We start from the raw sequence: 17,423 nt of genomic DNA, 5'->3' as shown, positions 1-17,423 counted from the left end.
TATGTGGGAGCAAAGCTTGCTCGCGATGCAGGCGCCTCGGTTCCTTGGGAGGCCGCATCAGCTTCATCGCGGGCAAGCCTTGCTCCCACAGGTGCTCGAAAACTGAAAAAGCGATTACAAATCCACAACACAGGTTTTTTCCTGACCACTGCGTCAAAGCGTAGAATTCGCCGCCTTGCGCTTAACCTTTTCGGACGCTTGCCCTGTGAATCCTGTGATCGACACCCCCACCACCCTCTCCCGCCCGGCCCGGGTTCACCTGGAATTCAAGACGTTGCTGGCCCTGGCCCTGCCGATCATGGTCGCGCAGTTGGCGACCACCGCCATGGGCTTCGTCGATGCGGTGATGGCCGGTCGGGTCGGTCCACGAGACCTGGCGGCGGTGGCACTGGGCAACTCGATCTGGGTGCCGGTGTTCCTGTTGATGACCGGCACATTGCTGGCGACCACGCCAAAAGTTGCCCAGCGTTTCGGTGCCGGGACGTTCAACGAGATCGGGCCGCTGGTACGCCAGGCGCTGTGGTTGGCATTGGTGGTGGGGTTGATCGCGACGCTGGCGCTGTTCAGCGCCGAACCGATCCTGCACGTCATGAAGGTCGATCCTGAATTGATCGGCCCGTGCATGGAATACCTGCGAGGCATCGGCACGGGCCTGCCGGCCGTGGCGCTGTATCACGTGCTGCGCTGCTTCAGCGACGGCCTGGGTCGCACGCGGCCGGCGATGGTGCTGGGGTTGTGCGGGCTGGCGCTGAACATTCCGCTCAATTACATCTTCATCTATGGGCACCTGGGCGTGCCCGCCATGGGCGGCGTCGGGTGTGGCTGGGCCACGGCCATCGTGATGTGGGTCATGGCCCTGGGCATGGCCGGTTGGGCCCGGTGGGCACCGGCCTATCAGTCGAGCCGGTTGTTCAGCCGTTTCGACTGGCCGCAATGGGCCGTCATCAAGCGCCTGCTGGGCATCGGCTTGCCGATCGGCATCGCGGTGTTCGCCGAATCGAGTATTTTCGCAGTGATCGCGTTGCTGATCGGCAGCCTCGGCGCCACGGTGGTGGCCGGGCACCAGATCGCGCTGAACTTCAGTTCATTGGTGTTCATGATCCCCTATTCCCTGGGCATGGCTGTCACCGTGCGGGTCGGCCAGGCGCTGGGCCGGCGCCAGCCCCGCGAAGCGCGCTTCGCCGCCGGGGTGGGGATGGGCACGGCCTTGGCGTACGCCTGTCTGTCGGCAAGCCTGATGTTCGCACTGCGCGGACCTATCGCGGCGATCTATACCGCCGATCCGGTGGTGATCGAGGTGGCGTCGATGCTGATCGTCTACGCGGCGCTGTTCCAGTTTTCCGATGCGATCCAGGTCACGGCGGCGGGCGCGTTGCGCGGCTACCAGGACACCCGGGTGACGATGATCCTGACCTTGTTCGCCTATTGGGGCATCGGCCTGCCGGTAGGTTACGCCTTGGGCCTGACCGACTGGCTCGGCGCAGCCAGCGGCCCGAGCGGGTTGTGGCAAGGCCTGATAGTGGGCTTGAGCTGCGCGGCGCTGATGCTGTCGATCCGCCTGGCACGTAGCGCGCGCAAGCAGATCCGCCTCAGCCGCTCGATGGATTAAGCGAGTTTCTTACGGATCCAGTAGAGGTAAGTGCCCGCCTCTTCCTGCTGGGCCACCAGTTCGTGGTCCAGGAACACGCAAAACTTGGGGATGTCGCGGCGAGTCGAGGGGTCGGTGGCGATCACTTTCAGCAGCCCACCGGGAGCCAGGTCGCGGATATGCTGGTGCAACATCATCACCGGTTCCGGGCAATTGAGACCGGTGGCATCCAGCGTGCCGTCGACCGGCGTGTTGTTCATTTCACTCATGTTCTACTCCTGAAACTGGCCGGTATTGTCGCGCAATGTCGGGTGAGAGCAAAGCCTGTGGAATCGCAAACATGTGAAAGCCAAACTGTGGGAGCAAGGCTTGCCCGCGATGCAGGCACCTCAGTTGCCAGACCGTGTCACCGTTCATCGCGAGCAAGCTTTGCTCCCACAGCTTTGCTCCCACGGGGCTTATTGGTATCCAACCGCCGCAGATGGCACGTCACTTCCTCGCGGTCGTGGTACAGCTGCTTGCAACCGATCTCGACCTTGATACCCCGGGCCTTGAAGCCCTCGGCGATGCGTTCGAGCAGGCGTTTGACCTCGGCGTAGCGCTGTTTCATCGGCAGCTTGAGATTGACCACCGCCTCGCGGCAATGCCCTTCGCCAATCCACTCTTCCAGCATCGCCGCGTTGCGCGCCGGTTTCTCGACGATGTCGCAGACCATCCAGTCCACCGGCTGCTTGGGCTTGAATGTGAAGCCATCCGCCATCAGATGCTGCACCAGGCCGGTGTCCATCAGGCTTTCGGCCATCGGACCATTGTCGATGGCCGTCACCAACATGCCCCGGTTGACCAGTTGCCAGGTCCAGCCACCCGGCGCGGCACCAAGGTCCACACCGGTCATGTCACTGTGCAGGCGCTCGTCCCACTGGTCCCGGGGGATGAAATGGTGCCAGGCTTCTTCGAGCTTGAGGGTCGAGCGGCTCGGCGCTTCCCTGGGGAACTTCAAGCGCGGGATGCCCATCGGCCACATCGCCGAATTATCCGCGTCCGCCAGGCCCAGGAAGACTTCGCGGCCACTCTTGAAGGTCAGCAGCAGGCGCGGCTTGCACGGATCGTCCATCAACTTGCCGGCGCCACTCAATGCCTTGCGCAGCGGGCCTTCGAATTTCTTGCAGAAGTTCGACAGTTCCTTGCCGTCGTTGGTGTCTACCACCTCCAGCCAGAGGCTGCCGCAGGTCGGGAAGTCAGCCATGTGAGCCAGAATCACGCTGATACGGTCGGTTTCCGGTAAATCAATGAACGTGCCACGGGCCCACTGGCGCGGAAAAATCAGCTCGGCAAAACGCTGCCCACGCATCAACCGCTCGGCGCCGTCCTCCTCAGTGCAGACAAATTCGGCGCAGGCGCTGGCCGGTTTGGCCTTGGCGTAGCCGGCCACGTTGAGCCGGGCCGCGTGTTCGGCGATCTCGGAACAGACCTCGCCTTCGAAGCCCGGCCGGCAGTGCATAAAAAGCGTGTTCATTGAAACTCCGTAGCAAAGCCTGTCACGAAAACCGGCGCATCATAGCGGAGTTCGGAACCCCGAACCTGCCTATAGAGTCCAGTGATTAGTCATACGCTCAAAACAGGGCTAGGTTAAAGGCTCTGTCCGTTCCGTCAGTCCGTAGCCGTGCGGACTCAAAGGAGTCATTTCAATGCCGTCCCTCGATAGCCTGAAAACCCTTAAAACCCTGCAAGTCGACGCCAGGACCTACCACTACTTCAGCCTGCCGGATGCCGCCCGAAGCCTGGGCGACCTGGACAAACTGCCCATGTCATTGAAGGTACTGCTGGAAAACCTGCTGCGCTGGGAAGATGAAAAAACCGTCACCGGCACCGACCTCAAGGCCCTGGCCGGGTGGCTCAAGGAACGTCGTTCCGAGCGCGAGATTCAATACCGCCCCGCCCGGGTGTTGATGCAAGACTTCACCGGGGTTCCCGCCGTGGTCGACCTGGCCGCCATGCGCGCCGCCGTGGAAAAGGCCGGCGGCGATCCCCAGCGGATCAACCCGCTGTCGCCGGTGGACCTGGTGATCGACCACTCGGTGATGGTCGACAAGTTCGCCAGCAGCCAGGCGTTCGAGCAGAACGTCGACATCGAAATGCAACGCAACGGCGAACGCTACGCCTTTCTGCGCTGGGGCCAGAGCGCCTTCGACAATTTCAGCGTAGTGCCGCCGGGCACCGGCATCTGCCATCAGGTCAACCTCGAATACCTGGGCCGCACCGTGTGGACCAAAGAGGAAGACGGCCGCACCTACGCCTTCCCGGACACGCTGGTGGGCACCGACTCCCACACCACCATGATCAACGGCCTCGGCGTACTGGGCTGGGGCGTCGGCGGGATCGAGGCGGAAGCCGCCATGCTCGGCCAACCGGTGTCGATGCTGATTCCCGAGGTCATCGGCTTCAAACTCGTCGGCAAGCTGCGCGAAGGCATCACCGCCACCGACCTGGTGCTGACCGTCACGCAGATGCTGCGCAAGAAAGGCGTGGTGGGCAAATTCGTCGAGTTCTATGGCGACGGTCTTGCCGACCTGCCCCTGGCCGACCGCGCCACCATCGCCAATATGGCCCCGGAATATGGCGCCACCTGCGGTTTCTTCCCGGTGGACGATGTGACCCTGGACTACTTGCGCCTGTCGGGGCGGCCAGCGGAAACGGTGAAACTGGTGGAAGCCTATTGCAAGGCCCAGGGCCTGTGGCGCCTGCCCGGCCAGGAGCCGGTGTTCACCGACACACTGGAGCTGGACATGGGCAGCGTAGAAGCCAGCCTCGCCGGCCCCAAACGCCCTCAGGACCGAGTCTCGCTGCCGAATGTCGGCCAGGCTTTCAGTGATTTCCTGGGGTTGCAGGTCAAACCCACCAGCAAGGAAGAAGGTCGTCTGGAAAGCGAAGGTGGCGGTGGCGTCGCGGTAGGCAACGCCGATCAGGTGGGAGAAACCGAATACGAGTTCGAAGGCCACACTCATCGCCTGAAAAACGGCGCGGTGGTGATCGCAGCCATCACTTCCTGCACCAACACCTCCAACCCCAGCGTGATGATGGCCGCCGGACTGCTGGCGAAAAAAGCCGTGGAAAAGGGCCTTACCCGCAAGCCTTGGGTCAAGAGTTCCCTGGCGCCGGGTTCCAAGGTGGTCACCGACTACTACAAGGCGGCCGGCCTGACCGAGTACCTGGATAAACTCGGCTTCGACCTGGTGGGCTATGGTTGCACCACCTGCATCGGCAACTCCGGGCCGCTGCCAGAGCCCATCGAAAAGGCCATCCAGAAAGCCGACCTGACCGTGGCCTCGGTACTGTCGGGCAACCGCAACTTCGAAGGCCGGGTGCATCCGCTGGTGAAGACCAACTGGCTGGCCTCGCCGCCGCTGGTGGTCGCCTATGCCCTGGCCGGCACCGTGCGCATCGACATCAGCAGCGAGCCGCTGGGCAACGACCGGGACGGCAACCCGGTGTACCTGCGGGACATCTGGCCCAGCAGCCAGGAAGTGGCTGCCGCCGTGGCCCAGGTCAACACCAGCATGTTCCACAAGGAATACGCCGCCGTGTTTGCCGGTGACGAACAATGGCAGGCCATCGAAGTGCCGCAAGCGGCGACTTACGTCTGGCAGGACGACTCGACCTACATCCAGCACCCGCCATTCTTCGACAACATCGACGGGCCGCCACCGGCCGTGAGGAACGTCGAGGGCGCCCGGGTCCTGGCCCTGCTGGGCGATTCAGTGACCACCGACCATATCTCCCCGGCGGGCAACATCAAGACCGACAGCCCCGCCGGTCGCTACCTGCGCGAACAGGGCGTAGAGCCGCGAGACTTCAACTCCTATGGCTCCAGACGCGGCAACCACCAAGTGATGATGCGCGGCACCTTCGCCAATATCCGCATTCGCAACGAAATGCTCGACGGCGAAGAAGGCGGCAACACGATCTACATCCCCAGCGGCGAACGAATGCCGATCTACGATGCCGCCATGCTGTACCAGGCCACGGGCACGCCACTGGTGGTGATCGCCGGCCAGGAATATGGCACCGGATCGAGCCGGGACTGGGCAGCCAAGGGCACGAACCTGCTGGGGGTCAAGGCGGTGATCGCCGAAAGCTTCGAGCGCATCCATCGCTCCAACCTGGTGGGCATGGGCGTGCTGCCGCTGCAGTTCAAGCTCGACCAGAACCGCAAGAGCCTGAACCTTACGGGCAAGGAAACCCTGGACATCCTGGGACTCAATGACGTCGAACTGACCCCGCGCATGAACCTGCCCTTGGTCATCACCCGCGAGGACGGCAGCCAAGAGCGAATCGAAGTGTTGTGCCGGATCGATACCTTGAATGAAGTGGAGTATTTCAAGGCCGGCGGGATCCTTCACTATGTCCTACGGCAATTGATTGCAGCGTAAAAAGACCTGTCCTACGAAAACACCGCCGCTTAAGGGCGGTGTTTTCGTTTGGGCCTGCCTATAATCCCGCCGGTTCCGACCGCCCTGCCCGCTACAACTGTTCATCAGCCTCAAAAGGATGTGATATGCCTGCCCTACCCTGGCCCTACCTGGCCCTCCTCTCCATTGGCTATACCCTGGCCCTGGCCTACGGCCAGCTGGCCTGGACCGCGGTCATTTCCATTGCGCTGTTGCTGTTTGCCGGGTATGCGGTTCGTCAGCAGCAAATGCCGGTGGGTCGGTTTCTCGGACACGTCCTTTTCGCGGTGATGGCATTGGCGTTGGCCATGCACTGGATGCCCGGGTTCTTCAATGGGCGCGTGATCCCGGCGCAACGCCTGACCGACGATGCCGCACCGTTCGCGATGTACCTGAACCAGGACAAGCCGCTGATCGGTTTCTGGCTGTTACTGGCCTGCCCCTGGATCGTCGGCCGGCGCCCATTGCGCCTGTCGGTCCAGGCCACGGCGCTGGGCCTGGCGGTGAGTGCGCTGCTGGCCCTCGGCGGAGCCGTGCTGCTGGGCATGGTCCACTGGGCGCCGAAGTGGCCGGATCACGCCTGGTTGTGGATGCTCAATAATCTTTTATTGGTGACGCTCGTGGAGGAAGCGCTGTTTCGTGGCTACATTCAGGGGAGCTTGATCCAGCGCTTCAAACATTTGGCCCATGGCGACACTCTGGCGTTGCTCCTGGCCTCGCTGCTGTTCGGCCTGGTACACGCCGGCGCAGGGTGGCAATGGGTGCTGCTGTCGGGCTTGGCGGGGGTCGGTTATGGCCTGGCGTATCGTTTTGGTGGCCTGGGAGCGGCGATTGCCACGCACTTTCTGCTCAACCTGCTTCATTTCGCCCTATTTACCTACCCGATGCTCGCGTGATAGCGACAGGCAAAAATAACTTCAACTAAAACCTGACGACGCCGACAACCTTTCATAGCCTTTCAAAGCCTTGCGGATCTACACACCATGCGTAATAACCAACCCGTCACACAACGCGAAAGGACCTTCCCGGCCCAGCAACGACTTATTTCTACCACCGACACCAAGGGCGTAATCACCTACTGCAACGACGCGTTCGTCGAGATCAGCGGGTATTCGAAGGAAGAACTGATCCGTTCGCCGCACAACCTGGTGCGCCATCCCGATGTCCCATCCGCTGTGTTCGCGCACATGTGGGGCATGCTCAAACAAGGCTTGCCATGGATGGGCATCGTCAAGAATCGCAGCAAGAACGGTGACCATTACTGGGTCAACGCCTACGTCACGCCCGTGTTCGAGGGCAATCAGGTGGTCGGCTACGAATCGGTGCGGGTCAAACCTTCCGCCGAGCAGATCAGCCGCGCCGAAGCCCTTTACCTACGCATCAACCAAGGCAAGTCCGCGGTTCCGGGCAGCGACAAATGGCTGCCGATGCTACAGGACTGGCTGCCGTTCATTCTGGTCAGCCAACTGAGCTTCGTCGTGGGTGCCTTCCTGAATTCCCACTGGGGCTTTGCCCTGGCGGCCGTGCTGTCAGTGCCCTTGGGGCTGATGGGCCTGCAATGGCAGCAACGCGGGATCAAGCGCCTGCTGCGCCTGGCCGAACAAACCACGTCCGACCCGCTGATCGCCCGGATGTACACCGACAGCCGCGGCGTCCAGGCACGCCTGGAGATGTCGATCCTCAGCCAGGAAGCGCGCCTGAAGACCTGCCTGACCCGTCTGCAGGACACCGCCGAGCACCTTAACGAACAGGCTCGCCAGTCCAACAACCTGGCCCATGACAGCTCCAACGGCCTGGAGCGCCAGCGGGTAGAGACCGAACAGGTCGCCACGGCTGTCAACCAGATGGCGGCAACGACCCAGGAAGTCGCCAGCCACGTGCAGCGCACCGCCGATGCCACCCAGGAAGCCAATCGCCTGACCAGCCGCGGCCGCGATATCGCCGGGGAAACCCGTGACGCCATCGAGCGTCTGTCGGTGGTGGTCGGCGAAACGGGCCAGACCGTGACCCAACTGGCCAAGGACAGCGACGAGATCGGCGGCGTGGTGGACGTGATCAAAGGCATCGCCGACCAGACCAACCTGCTGGCCCTCAACGCCGCCATCGAAGCGGCCCGCGCCGGGGAAATGGGCCGCGGCTTTGCCGTAGTGGCCGATGAAGTGCGGCAATTGGCGCAACGCACCAGCGAATCCACCGGGCAGATCCACGCCCTGATCGCCAAGCTCCAGCAGACCGCCACCAACGCCGTGCAGACCATGGACGCCGGCCATCGGCAGGCCGAAGAAGGCGTGGCGCGGGTCATGGAGGCGGACGCGGCGCTGGTGGGGATCAGCGAAGCAGTGGCCAACATCACCGACATGACCACACAGATCGCTGCCGCTACCGAAGAGCAGAGTTCGGTGGCCGAAGAGATCAGCCGCAACATCAGCAACATCTCGGAACTGGCCGACCAGACCTCGGGCCAGGCCCACAGCTCGGCGCTGCTCAGCGAAGAACTGACCCGCACGGCCAATACGCAGTATTCGTTGGTGGAGCGGTTTAACCGCTGATCGTTGGCTGGAACAGAAAAACCCGGACAGCGAAAGCGTCCGGTTTTTTTATTGCCTGGCGGGCCGCCATCGCGAGCAGGCTCGCTCCCACAGGGGTTGTGAGTCGCTCATTCAAATGCATTCCACTGCGGGAGCGAGCGTGCTCGCGATGAGGCCATGACTGGCAGCATCAGTCTTGAGACAGGAACCCGGCCACTCCCTGCGCCGCCGCCTCCAGATGCTGCTCATGGCTAAACCCCGAAGCCTTCAGCGGTTTCAAATCATGATCGCCCGCCACCAACCACATCACCTCGATGCTGGGTGACAATGTATATCCCTGCACCGCCCCACGATTGCCCAACGCATCGCGCTCGCCCTGGACGATCAAGGCCCGGGTCTTCAACGTCGCCAGGTGCTCGACTCGCGGTTTCTGCGGCTTGCCCACCGCATAGAAGGGATAGCCCAGGCACACCAACGCGTCGGCCCCCAATTCGTCGGCCAGCAAACTCGCCATCCGCCCGCCCATGGACTTGCCGCCAATGGCCAGCCGTCCAGCGACATAAGGCCGCACCGTGGCGTACACCTCACGCCAGCATTCCAGCAGCTTAGGTGTCGGGTTGGGTGGGCGCCGGCCCCCATCCAGGCGCCGCAGGGCCATGTAGGGGAACTCGAAACGCAACACGTTGACCCCATGCGCGGCAAGGCGCGCGGCCATTTCTTCCATGAAACCGCTGTCCATCGGAGCACCGGCACCGTGGGCCAGGATCAGGGTCGCGGGCGTGGCGCGAACGCCCGGCTGCGCGGCCGTCCACAGCCAGCCATGTTCTTCCACGCACCGCACCCATTGATCCCCGTCAATACTGGCCTTGTGCTGTTTGTCCATGCTTGCCTCGCTTTTAGTCTGCCTATAACTCCAGGCGAAGACGCCGCACTGCCTTGCGCAGGCGCTCACTTCGGCTGAACCGTGGATGGGGAACCATGAACACTTCTATCAGTACCGCCTACAACTACAAGGTGGTCCGCCAATTCGCCATTATGACGGTGGTGTGGGGCATCGTCGGCATGGGGCTCGGGGTTTTTCTCGCCGCCCAATTGGTCTGGCCACAGCTCAACTTCGATTTGCCCTGGACCAGCTTCGGCCGACTGCGCCCACTGCACACCAACGCAGTGATCTTCGCCTTTGGCGGCTGTGCGTTGTTTGCCAGTTCGTTCTACTCGGTGCAACGCACCTGCCAGACACAGCTGTTCGCGCCGAAAATCGCCGCGTTCTGCTTCTGGGGCTGGCAACTGGTGATCCTGCTGGCGGCCATCAGCCTGCCACTGGGCTACACCAGTTCCAAGGAATACGCCGAACTGGAATGGCCGATCGACATCCTGATCACCATCGTCTGGGTGGCCTACGCCATCGTGTTCTTCGGTACCGTGGCCAAGCGCAACACCAAGCACATCTACGTCGGTAACTGGTTCTTCGGCGGCTTCATCCTGACTGTGGCGATCCTGCACATCGTCAACAACCTGGAACTGCCGGTGAGCTTCACCAAATCCTACTCGGTGTACGCCGGGGCCACGGATGCGATGGTGCAATGGTGGTACGGCCACAACGCCGTGGGCTTTTTCCTCACCGCAGGCTTTCTGGGGATGATGTACTACTTCGTGCCGAAGCAGGCCGAACGTCCGGTGTATTCCTATCGCCTGTCCATCGTCCACTTCTGGGCGCTGATCACCCTGTATATCTGGGCCGGCCCACACCACCTGCACTACACCGCGCTGCCGGACTGGGCACAGTCCCTGGGCATGGTGATGTCGCTGATCCTGCTGGCGCCAAGCTGGGGCGGCATGATCAACGGCATGATGACCCTGTCGGGTGCCTGGCATAAGTTGCGCAGCGACCCGATCCTGCGATTCCTGGTGGTGTCCCTGGCGTTCTACGGCATGTCGACCTTCGAAGGTCCGATGATGGCGATCAAGACCGTCAACGCCCTCTCCCACTACACCGACTGGACCATCGGCCACGTACATGCCGGTGCACTCGGCTGGGTGGCGATGATTTCCATCGGTGCGCTGTACCACATGATCCCGAAAGTCTTCGGCCGGCCACAGATGCACAGCATCGGCCTGATCAATGCGCACTTCTGGCTCGCGACCATCGGCACCGTGCTCTACATCGCCTCGATGTGGGTCAACGGCATCGCCCAGGGCCTGATGTGGCGCGCAGTGAACGAGGACGGCACGCTCACCTACTCCTTCGTCGAAACCCTGGTGGCCAGCCACCCTGGCTTCATCGTACGGCTGGCGGGCGGGGCGATCTTCCTCCTCGGCATGCTGCTGATGGCCTACAACACCTGGCGCACCGTGCGGGCCTACCAGCCTGCCGAAGCCGCCGCTGCCGCGCAGATGGCCTGAGGAGTCCACCATGAAACACGAAACAATCGAAAAAAACGTCGGCCTGCTGATGCTGCTGATGGTCCTGGCCGTGAGCATTGGTGGCCTGACCCAGATCGTCCCGCTGTTCTTCCAGGACGTGACCAACAAGCCGGTGGACGGCATGAAGCCCTACACCGCCCTGCAACTGGAAGGCCGCGACATCTACATCCGCGAAGGCTGCGTCGGCTGCCACTCGCAGATGATCCGTCCGTTCCGCGCCGAGACCGAGCGCTACGGCCACTACTCGGTGGCCGGCGAAAGCGTCTGGGACCACCCGTTCCTGTGGGGTTCCAAGCGGACCGGACCGGACCTGGCCCGGGTCGGCGCGCGTTACTCCGATGACTGGCACCGCGCCCACTTGTACAACCCGCGCAACGTCGTGCCCGAATCGAAAATGCCGGCCTATCCGTGGCTGGTTAGCCAAGCGGTGGACAGCAGCCACACCGAAGGCAAGCTGCGCGCCATGCGCACCCTGGGCGTGCCGTACACCGACGACGACATCACGGGCAGCGTGGCCTCGCTCAAGGGCAAGACCGAAATGGACGCGCTGGTGGCCTACCTGCAAGTGCTCGGCACTGCCATCAAGAGCAAGAGGTGAGCCATGGTTCTTGAAATGAGTACAGGAATGATCCGCGGCCTGGGCACCGTCGTGGTGTTCATCGCCTTCATCGGCCTGACCCTGTGGGTATTCAGCAGCAAGCGCGGGCCGGAATTCGCCCAGGCGCGCCTGCTGCCGTTCGCCGACGAGCCGTCCGCCGATATCGCCACCCCCCAAGACCCTGCAACAAGGAGTACCCGGCCATGACCACCTTCTGGAGTACGTGGATCTGCGTACTGACCATCGGCAGCCTCATCGGCCTGACGTGGCTGCTGATCGGCACTCGCAAGGGCGAGACCAAGGGCAGCGTCGACCAGACCATGGGCCACAGCTTCGACGGCATCGAGGAGTACGACAACCCGCTGCCGCAGTGGTGGTTCCTGTTGTTCGCCGGCACCCTGGTGTTTTCCGTCGGCTACCTGGTCCTCTATCCAGGCCTGGGCAACTGGAAAGGCATCCTGCCAGGCTACGAGAACGGCTGGACTGGCGCCCATGAATGGGAAAAGGAAATGGCCAAGGCCGACGCCAAGTTCGGGCCGATCTTCGCCAAGTTCGCCGCCATGCCCGTGGAAGAAGTCGCCAAGGACCCACAGGCCCTGAAGATGGGTGGCCGTTTGTTCGCCTCCAACTGCTCGGTCTGCCACGGCTCGGACGCCAAGGGCGCCTTCGGCTTCCCGAACCTGGCCGACAGCAACTGGCGCTGGGGCGGCGCTGCCGACACCATCAAGACCACCATCATGGGCGGTCGCATGGCGGCAATGCCGGCCTGGGGCGAAGTGCTGGGGGAAGCCGGAGTCAAGAACGTGGCCGCGTACGTACGCCACGACTTGGCCGGCCTGCCGCTGCCAGCGGACAGCAGTGCCGACCTGCAAGCCGGCCAGCAGGCCTTCAACACCACCTGTGTCGCCTGCCACGGGGCCAATGGCCAAGGGACCGAAGCCATGGGTGCGCCGAACCTGACGCAACCGGCCGGCTTCATCTACGGCACCAGCCTGGCCCAATTGCAGCAGACCATTCGCCATGGTCGCCAGGGCCATATGCCGGCGCAGAGTGAGTTGTTGGGCAATGACAAGGTGCAACTGCTTGCCGCCTACGTCTACAGCCTGTCCCACACGGCCGGTGCAGAGCGCCTGCAAGCCGAACACAAAAGCGAATAAATCCTGACCGCATAAACAGCCGCATTCATCTGGATGCGGCTGTTTTGTGTCCCTGCGCGACGCATTGTCGCACCCCTCCCATAGTCTTCCTTTCGGTTCCCCGCAATCGCGTCTAAGCTTGCCTTTGCGTGCGCTGGCGACTGCCGGTTTCAGGTCGACCCGACCCGATGCGTTCGACAATCGTTCGTCAAAAAGGCCGCAAAGGCAGGTGAATACCGGCTGTTGCGACAGTTGCCTGGCATCACCCGAACGTTGTGTTCGAACACACCCCGTTACAACCGACCTGCCCCCCTCGCCTCTTTCCTTCGTTGCGACATTTTGCCGTGGGCCATTTTTGTCCCTACACGGAACATGGAAAGGCCGCAGAATCAGCTTCGGAAAGCATTGACCCAGGTCATGGCGCGTTGCAATGACCCCCCGCTTTCTCCATACTTGCGACCGATTTTTATCCTAATAAAACACCCAAACCGTGGAACCTTAGAATGAGCACAGCAATCAGTCCGACTGCTTATAACTATAAGGTAGTCCGCCAGTTCGCCATCATGACGGTGGTCTGGGGGATCCTTGGCATGGGGCTCGGTGTCTTCATCGCCTCGCAACTGGTCTGGCCGGAGTTGAACTTCGATCTGCCATGGACGACATTTGGACGCCTGCGCCCGCTGCACACCAACCTGGTGATCTTCGCCTTCGGTGGTTGTGCATTGTTTGCCACTTCTTACTACGTCGTGCAGCGAACCTGCCAAACGCGACTGATCTCCGACAGCCTCGCCGCCTTCACCTTCTGGGGCTGGCAAGCGGTTATCGTGGGTGCGATCGTGACCCTGCCACTGGGTTATACCACCACCAAGGAATACGCTGAGCTGGAATGGCCCCTGGCTATCCTGCTGGCCATTGTCTGGGTGACCTACGGTCTGGTGTTCTTCGGCACCATCGTCAAACGCAAGACCAAGCACATCTACGTCGGTAACTGGTTCTACGGTGCCTTCATCGTCGTGACTGCCATGCTGCACATCGTCAACCACGCTTCCCTGCCGGTCAGCTTCTTCAAGTCGTACTCGGCCTACTCGGGCGCGACGGATGCGATGATCCAGTGGTGGTATGGCCACAACGCCGTGGGCTTCTTCCTGACCACCGGCTTCCTGGGGATGATGTACTACTTCGTGCCGAAACAGGCCGAACGTCCGATCTATTCCTATCGCCTGTCCATCGTGCACTTCTGGGCGCTGATCACCCTGTACATCTGGGCCGGTCCCCACCACCTGCACTACACCGCACTGCCAGACTGGGCCCAGTCCCTGGGCATGGCGATGTCGATCATCCTGCTGGCACCAAGCTGGGGCGGCATGATCAACGGCATGATGACCCTGTCGGGCGCCTGGCATAAGCTGCGCACCGACCCGATCCTGCGCTTTTTGGTGGTGTCGCTGGCGTTCTACGGTATGTCGACCTTCGAAGGTCCGATGATGGCGATCAAGACCGTCAACTCCCTGAGCCACTACACCGACTGGACCATCGGCCACGTACACGCCGGTGCGCTCGGCTGGGTGGCGATGATCTCCATCGGCGCCATCTACCACATGATCCCGAAACTGTTCGGTCGTGCGCAGATGCACAGCACCGGCCTGATCAACGCGCACTTCTGGCTCGCAACCATCGGCACCGTGCTCTACATCGCCTCGATGTGGGTCAACGGCATCACCCAGGGCCTGATGTGGCGTGCGATCAACGACGACGGCACCCTGACCTACTCGTTCGTCGAAGCGCTGCAAGCCAGCCATCCTGGCTTCATCGTCCGTGCCCTGGGCGGCGCGTTCTTCGCCAGCGGCATGCTGTTGATGGCCTACAACGTGTACCGCACCGTTCGTGCCTCTGACCCGGCTGAAGCTGAAGCCGCCGCCAAGATCGCCGTAGTTGGAGCTCACTGATGAAGCACGAAGCAGTAGAGAAGAATATCGGCCTGCTGGCCTTCTTCATGGTCATCGCCGTGAGCATCGGCGGCCTGACCCAGATCGTCCCGCTGTTCTTCCAGGACGTGACCAACAAGCCGGTCGAAGGCATGAAGCCGCGGACCGCCCTTGAACTGGAAGGCCGCGACATCTATATCGCCAACGGTTGTGTCGGCTGCCATTCGCAGATGATCCGTCCGTTCCGCGCCGAGACCGAACGCTACGGTCATTACTCGGTGGCCGGTGAAAGCGTCTGGGACCACCCGTTCCTGTGGGGTTCCAAGCGTACCGGTCCGGACCTGGCCCGCGTTGGCGGCCGCTACTCCGACGACTGGCAGCGTGCGCACTTGTACAACCCGCGCAACGTGGTGCCCGAGTCGAAAATGCCGGCCTACCCGTTCCTCGTAGAAAACAAGCTCGACGGCAAAGACACCGCCAAGAAAATGGAAGTCCTGCGCACCCTGGGCGTGCCTTACACCGACGAAGACATCGCCGGTGCCAAGGATGCGGTCAAGGGCAAGACTGAAATGGACGCGCTGGTGGCCTATCTGCAAGGCCTGGGCACCATCATCAAAAGCAAACGGTGATTTAGATGGATATCGGGATGATTCGTGGCCTGGGCACCGTCGTCGTGATGGTGGCCTTCATCGGTCTGGCCCTGTGGGTGTTCAGCCCCAAGCGCAAGTCGGAGTTTGACGACGCGACCTTGCTGCCGTTCGCGGACGATCCCGAAGCCATCAAGCACGTCGAGCAAGCTTCTAGGAGTAACAAAGAATGACTACATTCTGGAGTCTGTACGTCACAGTCCTCAGCCTGGGAACGATCTTCGCCCTGACCTGGCTGTTGCTGTCGACCCGCAAGGGCCAGCGCGCCGAGCAAACGGACGAGACCGTCGGTCACTCGTTCGACGGGATCGAGGAGTACGACAACCCGCTGCCGAAATGGTGGTTCATGCTGTTCGTGGGCACCATCGTGTTCGCCCTCGGTTACCTGGTGCTCTACCCTGGCCTGGGCAACTGGAAAGGCCTGCTGCCCGGCTATAACTACCTGGACACCGAAAAGCAGACCGCCTTCGCCAACGGCCAGACCGGCTGGACAGGCGTTCATGAGTGGGAAAAGGAAATGGCCCGCTCGGACGCCAAGTTCGGGCCGATCTTCGCCAAATTCGCCTCCATGCCGATCGAAGAAGTCGCCAAGGACCCGCAAGCCCTGAAGATGGGTGGCCGCCTGTTCGCCTCCAACTGCTCGGTCTGCCACGGTTCCGACGCCAAGGGTGCCTATGGCTTCCCCAACCTGACCGACGCCGACTGGCGCTGGGGCGGTGAGCCGGAAACCATCAAGACCACCATCATGGGCGGCCGTCACGCCGTGATGCCGGGCTGGGCTGCCGTGGTTGGCGAACAGGGCGTGGCCGACGTGGCTTCCTACCTGGTGACCAGCCTGCACGGTCGCAAACTGCCGGAAGGCGCCAAGGCCGATCCGGCCAATGGCCAGAAGCTGTTCGCGGCCAACTGCGTGGCCTGCCACGGTCCAGCCGGCAAGGGTACGCCTGCCATGGGCGCACCTGACCTGACGCATCCGGCGGCGTTCATCTACGGTTCGAGCTTCGCTCAACTGCAGCAGACCATCCGCTACGGCCGTCAGGGCCAGATGCCGGCCCAGGCCGACCTGCAAGGGAACGACAAGGTCCACCTGCTGGCGGCCTATGTCTACAGCCTGTCACACGGCGAAAAGGCTCCGGCCGCTGACGCCCAGTAAGGCAAGTAGCTGATACACCAAAGGCCCCGCCAATCCGATTGGCGGGGCCTTTTTGTTGCCGGCTGAAAAACCTGGGCAAATCTGTTGCGCTTGCCGCCCCTCCACACGAGTAGTAACGTGCCTACATTGGAATTCAAAACGAGGGCACCCCATGTCCATCACTACTATCTCCAGCCGCGAATTCAACCACGACACAAGTGGTGCCAAAAAAGCCACCCGTGAAGGGCCGGTTATCATCACCGACCGTGGCAAGCCGGCCCATGTGCTGCTAAGCATTGAGGAGTACCAGAAACTGACCGGCATCGGCACCAGCATTGTCGAGTTACTGGTCATGCCCGATGCGTCGGATATCGACTTCGAGACCGAGCGCGCCGTCATCACTCCCCGCTCGGTAGACCTGTCCTGAATGTTTCTACTCGATACCAATGTCATTTCCGAACTGCGCAAATCCCAGGCAGACAAAAACGTCCAGGCCTGGGCACGCAGCGTTCCCGCTCCCAGCCTGTATGTCTCGGCGATTACCGTACTGGAACTGGAAACCGGTGTGCTGCGCTTCGAACGCAAGGACCCGGCGCAAGGCAGCCGCCTGCGGGCATGGCTGGACAATCACGTGATGCCTGCCTTTGCCGGCAGGATCCTGGCCGTTGACCGCGCCGTCGCACTGCGCTGCGCTCGCCTGCATGTGCCTGACCGCAGCAATGAATGTGACGCTTTGATTGCCGCTACCGCCCTGGTCCATGGGCTGACCGTGGTGACCCGCAACGTGAGCGATTTCCAGAGCAGCGGCGTGGCGGTACTCAACCCGTGGTCAGGCGATGAAAAGAACCAGATCTGAAGCTTCAGCAAACCGAACTTGAGGGCTTCTCCTGTCTACTAACTGGCCCACAATCACCCTTTCGTTTTTCGCCAGAGCAACGGGCTGTCTATAGTCAATTGATCTGGGTCATGAACTTGTTACATCCGCTACACCATTCTA

At 62.0% G+C, this 17,423-nt stretch carries 17 protein-coding genes; 14 read left to right on the top strand and 3 right to left on the bottom strand.

The features are described 5' to 3' along the window. The first annotated feature begins 205 nt into the window (after positions 1 to 205). A complete protein-coding gene (locus tag DTP52_RS01780; RefSeq protein ID WP_109751570.1) occupies positions 206 to 1,609 on the top strand; it encodes an MATE family efflux transporter in 1,404 nt (467 codons plus the stop codon). Here the strand turns inward: DTP52_RS01780 and tusA are convergent. Both tusA and rlmM read right to left on the bottom strand, forming a co-directional pair. Then, positions 1,606 to 1,857 (bottom strand): sulfurtransferase TusA, encoded by a 252-nt coding sequence (gene tusA, locus DTP52_RS01775; protein ID WP_109751569.1) that lies wholly within the window; start codon positions 1,855 to 1,857, stop codon positions 1,606 to 1,608. The genes DTP52_RS01780 and tusA overlap by 4 nt on opposite strands. A 137-nt stretch (positions 1,858 to 1,994) precedes the next feature. Next, positions 1,995 to 3,104: a 23S rRNA (cytidine(2498)-2'-O)-methyltransferase RlmM gene (gene rlmM / locus DTP52_RS01770; RefSeq protein WP_109751568.1), complete on the bottom strand. Its 1,110-nt coding sequence runs from the start codon at positions 3,102 to 3,104 to the stop codon at positions 1,995 to 1,997. 172 nt (positions 3,105 to 3,276) lie between these two features. On the opposite strand from rlmM, the gene acnA reads away from it, so the two are divergent. From acnA to DTP52_RS01755, 3 genes are all read left to right on the top strand, one after another. Further along, complete coding sequence (gene acnA, locus DTP52_RS01765) at positions 3,277 to 6,018, top strand: aconitate hydratase AcnA (RefSeq protein ID WP_109751567.1); 2,742 nt, start codon at positions 3,277 to 3,279, stop codon at positions 6,016 to 6,018. A 125-nt stretch (positions 6,019 to 6,143) separates the two neighbouring features. Next, positions 6,144 to 6,932 carry a CPBP family intramembrane glutamic endopeptidase gene (locus tag DTP52_RS01760; RefSeq protein WP_109751566.1) on the top strand — a complete coding sequence of 263 codons (789 nt, stop codon included), beginning with the start codon at positions 6,144 to 6,146 and terminating at the stop codon, positions 6,930 to 6,932. Between the two features lie 87 nt (positions 6,933 to 7,019). Continuing rightward, complete coding sequence (locus DTP52_RS01755; protein WP_109751565.1) at positions 7,020 to 8,585, top strand: PAS domain-containing methyl-accepting chemotaxis protein; 1,566 nt, start codon at positions 7,020 to 7,022, stop codon at positions 8,583 to 8,585. A 169-nt stretch (positions 8,586 to 8,754) separates the two neighbouring features. On the opposite strand, the gene DTP52_RS01750 is transcribed toward DTP52_RS01755, so the two are convergent. Next, positions 8,755 to 9,447, bottom strand: a complete 693-nt coding sequence (locus tag DTP52_RS01750; RefSeq protein ID WP_109751564.1) for an alpha/beta family hydrolase — start codon at positions 9,445 to 9,447, stop codon at positions 8,755 to 8,757. Between the two features lie 95 nt (positions 9,448 to 9,542). On the opposite strand from DTP52_RS01750, the gene ccoN (DTP52_RS01745) reads away from it, so the two are divergent. From ccoN (DTP52_RS01745) to DTP52_RS01700, 10 genes are all read left to right on the top strand, one after another. Then, positions 9,543 to 10,967 (top strand): cytochrome-c oxidase, cbb3-type subunit I, encoded by a 1,425-nt coding sequence (gene ccoN / locus DTP52_RS01745; RefSeq protein ID WP_047227191.1) that lies wholly within the window; start codon positions 9,543 to 9,545, stop codon positions 10,965 to 10,967. A 10-nt stretch (positions 10,968 to 10,977) separates the two neighbouring features. Further along, complete coding sequence (gene ccoO, locus DTP52_RS01740) at positions 10,978 to 11,586, top strand: cytochrome-c oxidase, cbb3-type subunit II (protein WP_109751563.1); 609 nt, start codon at positions 10,978 to 10,980, stop codon at positions 11,584 to 11,586. Positions 11,587 to 11,589: 3 nt separating this feature from the next. Continuing rightward, positions 11,590 to 11,793 carry a cbb3-type cytochrome c oxidase subunit 3 gene (locus DTP52_RS01735; RefSeq protein WP_109751562.1) on the top strand — a complete coding sequence of 68 codons (204 nt, stop codon included), beginning with the start codon at positions 11,590 to 11,592 and terminating at the stop codon, positions 11,791 to 11,793. Next, entirely contained in the window at positions 11,790 to 12,743 is a 954-nt protein-coding gene (gene ccoP / locus DTP52_RS01730) for a cytochrome-c oxidase, cbb3-type subunit III (RefSeq protein WP_109751561.1), read from the top strand. Before DTP52_RS01735 ends, ccoP (DTP52_RS01730) begins: the two co-directional genes overlap by 4 nt. 482 nt (positions 12,744 to 13,225) lie before the next feature. Further along, a complete protein-coding gene (ccoN, locus tag DTP52_RS01725; protein WP_063322203.1) occupies positions 13,226 to 14,668 on the top strand; it encodes a cytochrome-c oxidase, cbb3-type subunit I in 1,443 nt (480 codons plus the stop codon). Then, positions 14,668 to 15,276, top strand: a complete 609-nt coding sequence (ccoO, locus tag DTP52_RS01720; protein ID WP_018925301.1) for a cytochrome-c oxidase, cbb3-type subunit II — start codon at positions 14,668 to 14,670, stop codon at positions 15,274 to 15,276. The genes ccoN (DTP52_RS01725) and ccoO (DTP52_RS01720) overlap by 1 nt, the downstream gene beginning before the upstream one ends. A gap of 5 nt (positions 15,277 to 15,281) precedes the next feature. Beyond that, positions 15,282 to 15,467, top strand: a complete 186-nt coding sequence (locus DTP52_RS01715) for a CcoQ/FixQ family Cbb3-type cytochrome c oxidase assembly chaperone (protein WP_003183474.1) — start codon at positions 15,282 to 15,284, stop codon at positions 15,465 to 15,467. Beyond that, complete coding sequence (ccoP, locus tag DTP52_RS01710; protein WP_109751560.1) at positions 15,464 to 16,447, top strand: cytochrome-c oxidase, cbb3-type subunit III; 984 nt, start codon at positions 15,464 to 15,466, stop codon at positions 16,445 to 16,447. Before DTP52_RS01715 ends, ccoP (DTP52_RS01710) begins: the two co-directional genes overlap by 4 nt. A gap of 151 nt (positions 16,448 to 16,598) precedes the next feature. After that, positions 16,599 to 16,853 carry a type II toxin-antitoxin system Phd/YefM family antitoxin gene (locus tag DTP52_RS01705; protein WP_109751559.1) on the top strand — a complete coding sequence of 85 codons (255 nt, stop codon included), beginning with the start codon at positions 16,599 to 16,601 and terminating at the stop codon, positions 16,851 to 16,853. Next, on the top strand, positions 16,854 to 17,282 hold the full coding sequence (locus DTP52_RS01700; protein WP_109751558.1) for a type II toxin-antitoxin system VapC family toxin: 429 nt from the start codon (positions 16,854 to 16,856) through the stop codon (positions 17,280 to 17,282). Positions 17,283 to 17,423: the final 141 nt, after the last annotated feature.

It is taken from the genome of Pseudomonas sp. 43mfcvi1.1 (assembly GCF_900115935.1).
Taxonomy (GTDB): domain Bacteria; phylum Pseudomonadota; class Gammaproteobacteria; order Pseudomonadales; family Pseudomonadaceae; genus Aquipseudomonas; species Aquipseudomonas bijieensis.
Note: the sequence above shows the minus strand (reverse complement) of the source record. Positions and strands in the feature narration are given on the sequence as shown.

Coding starts and splice junctions, on each gene's coding strand:
- DTP52_RS01715 (WP_003183474.1), top strand. CDS start 15,282: ATGGATATCGGGATGATTCGTGGCCTGGGCACCGTCGTCGTGATGGTG.
- acnA (WP_109751567.1), top strand. CDS start 3,277: ATGCCGTCCCTCGATAGCCTGAAAACCCTTAAAACCCTGCAAGTCGAC.
- ccoO (WP_018925301.1), top strand. CDS start 14,668: ATGAAGCACGAAGCAGTAGAGAAGAATATCGGCCTGCTGGCCTTCTTC.
- ccoP (WP_109751560.1), top strand. CDS start 15,464: ATGACTACATTCTGGAGTCTGTACGTCACAGTCCTCAGCCTGGGAACG.
- DTP52_RS01755 (WP_109751565.1), top strand. CDS start 7,020: ATGCGTAATAACCAACCCGTCACACAACGCGAAAGGACCTTCCCGGCC.
- DTP52_RS01750 (WP_109751564.1), bottom strand. CDS start 9,447: ATGGACAAACAGCACAAGGCCAGTATTGACGGGGATCAATGGGTGCGG.
- rlmM (WP_109751568.1), bottom strand. CDS start 3,104: ATGAACACGCTTTTTATGCACTGCCGGCCGGGCTTCGAAGGCGAGGTC.
- ccoO (WP_109751563.1), top strand. CDS start 10,978: ATGAAACACGAAACAATCGAAAAAAACGTCGGCCTGCTGATGCTGCTG.
- ccoN (WP_047227191.1), top strand. CDS start 9,543: ATGAACACTTCTATCAGTACCGCCTACAACTACAAGGTGGTCCGCCAA.
- tusA (WP_109751569.1), bottom strand. CDS start 1,857: ATGAGTGAAATGAACAACACGCCGGTCGACGGCACGCTGGATGCCACC.
- DTP52_RS01735 (WP_109751562.1), top strand. CDS start 11,590: ATGGTTCTTGAAATGAGTACAGGAATGATCCGCGGCCTGGGCACCGTC.
- ccoN (WP_063322203.1), top strand. CDS start 13,226: ATGAGCACAGCAATCAGTCCGACTGCTTATAACTATAAGGTAGTCCGC.
- DTP52_RS01700 (WP_109751558.1), top strand. CDS start 16,854: ATGTTTCTACTCGATACCAATGTCATTTCCGAACTGCGCAAATCCCAG.
- DTP52_RS01705 (WP_109751559.1), top strand. CDS start 16,599: ATGTCCATCACTACTATCTCCAGCCGCGAATTCAACCACGACACAAGT.
- ccoP (WP_109751561.1), top strand. CDS start 11,790: ATGACCACCTTCTGGAGTACGTGGATCTGCGTACTGACCATCGGCAGC.
- DTP52_RS01760 (WP_109751566.1), top strand. CDS start 6,144: ATGCCTGCCCTACCCTGGCCCTACCTGGCCCTCCTCTCCATTGGCTAT.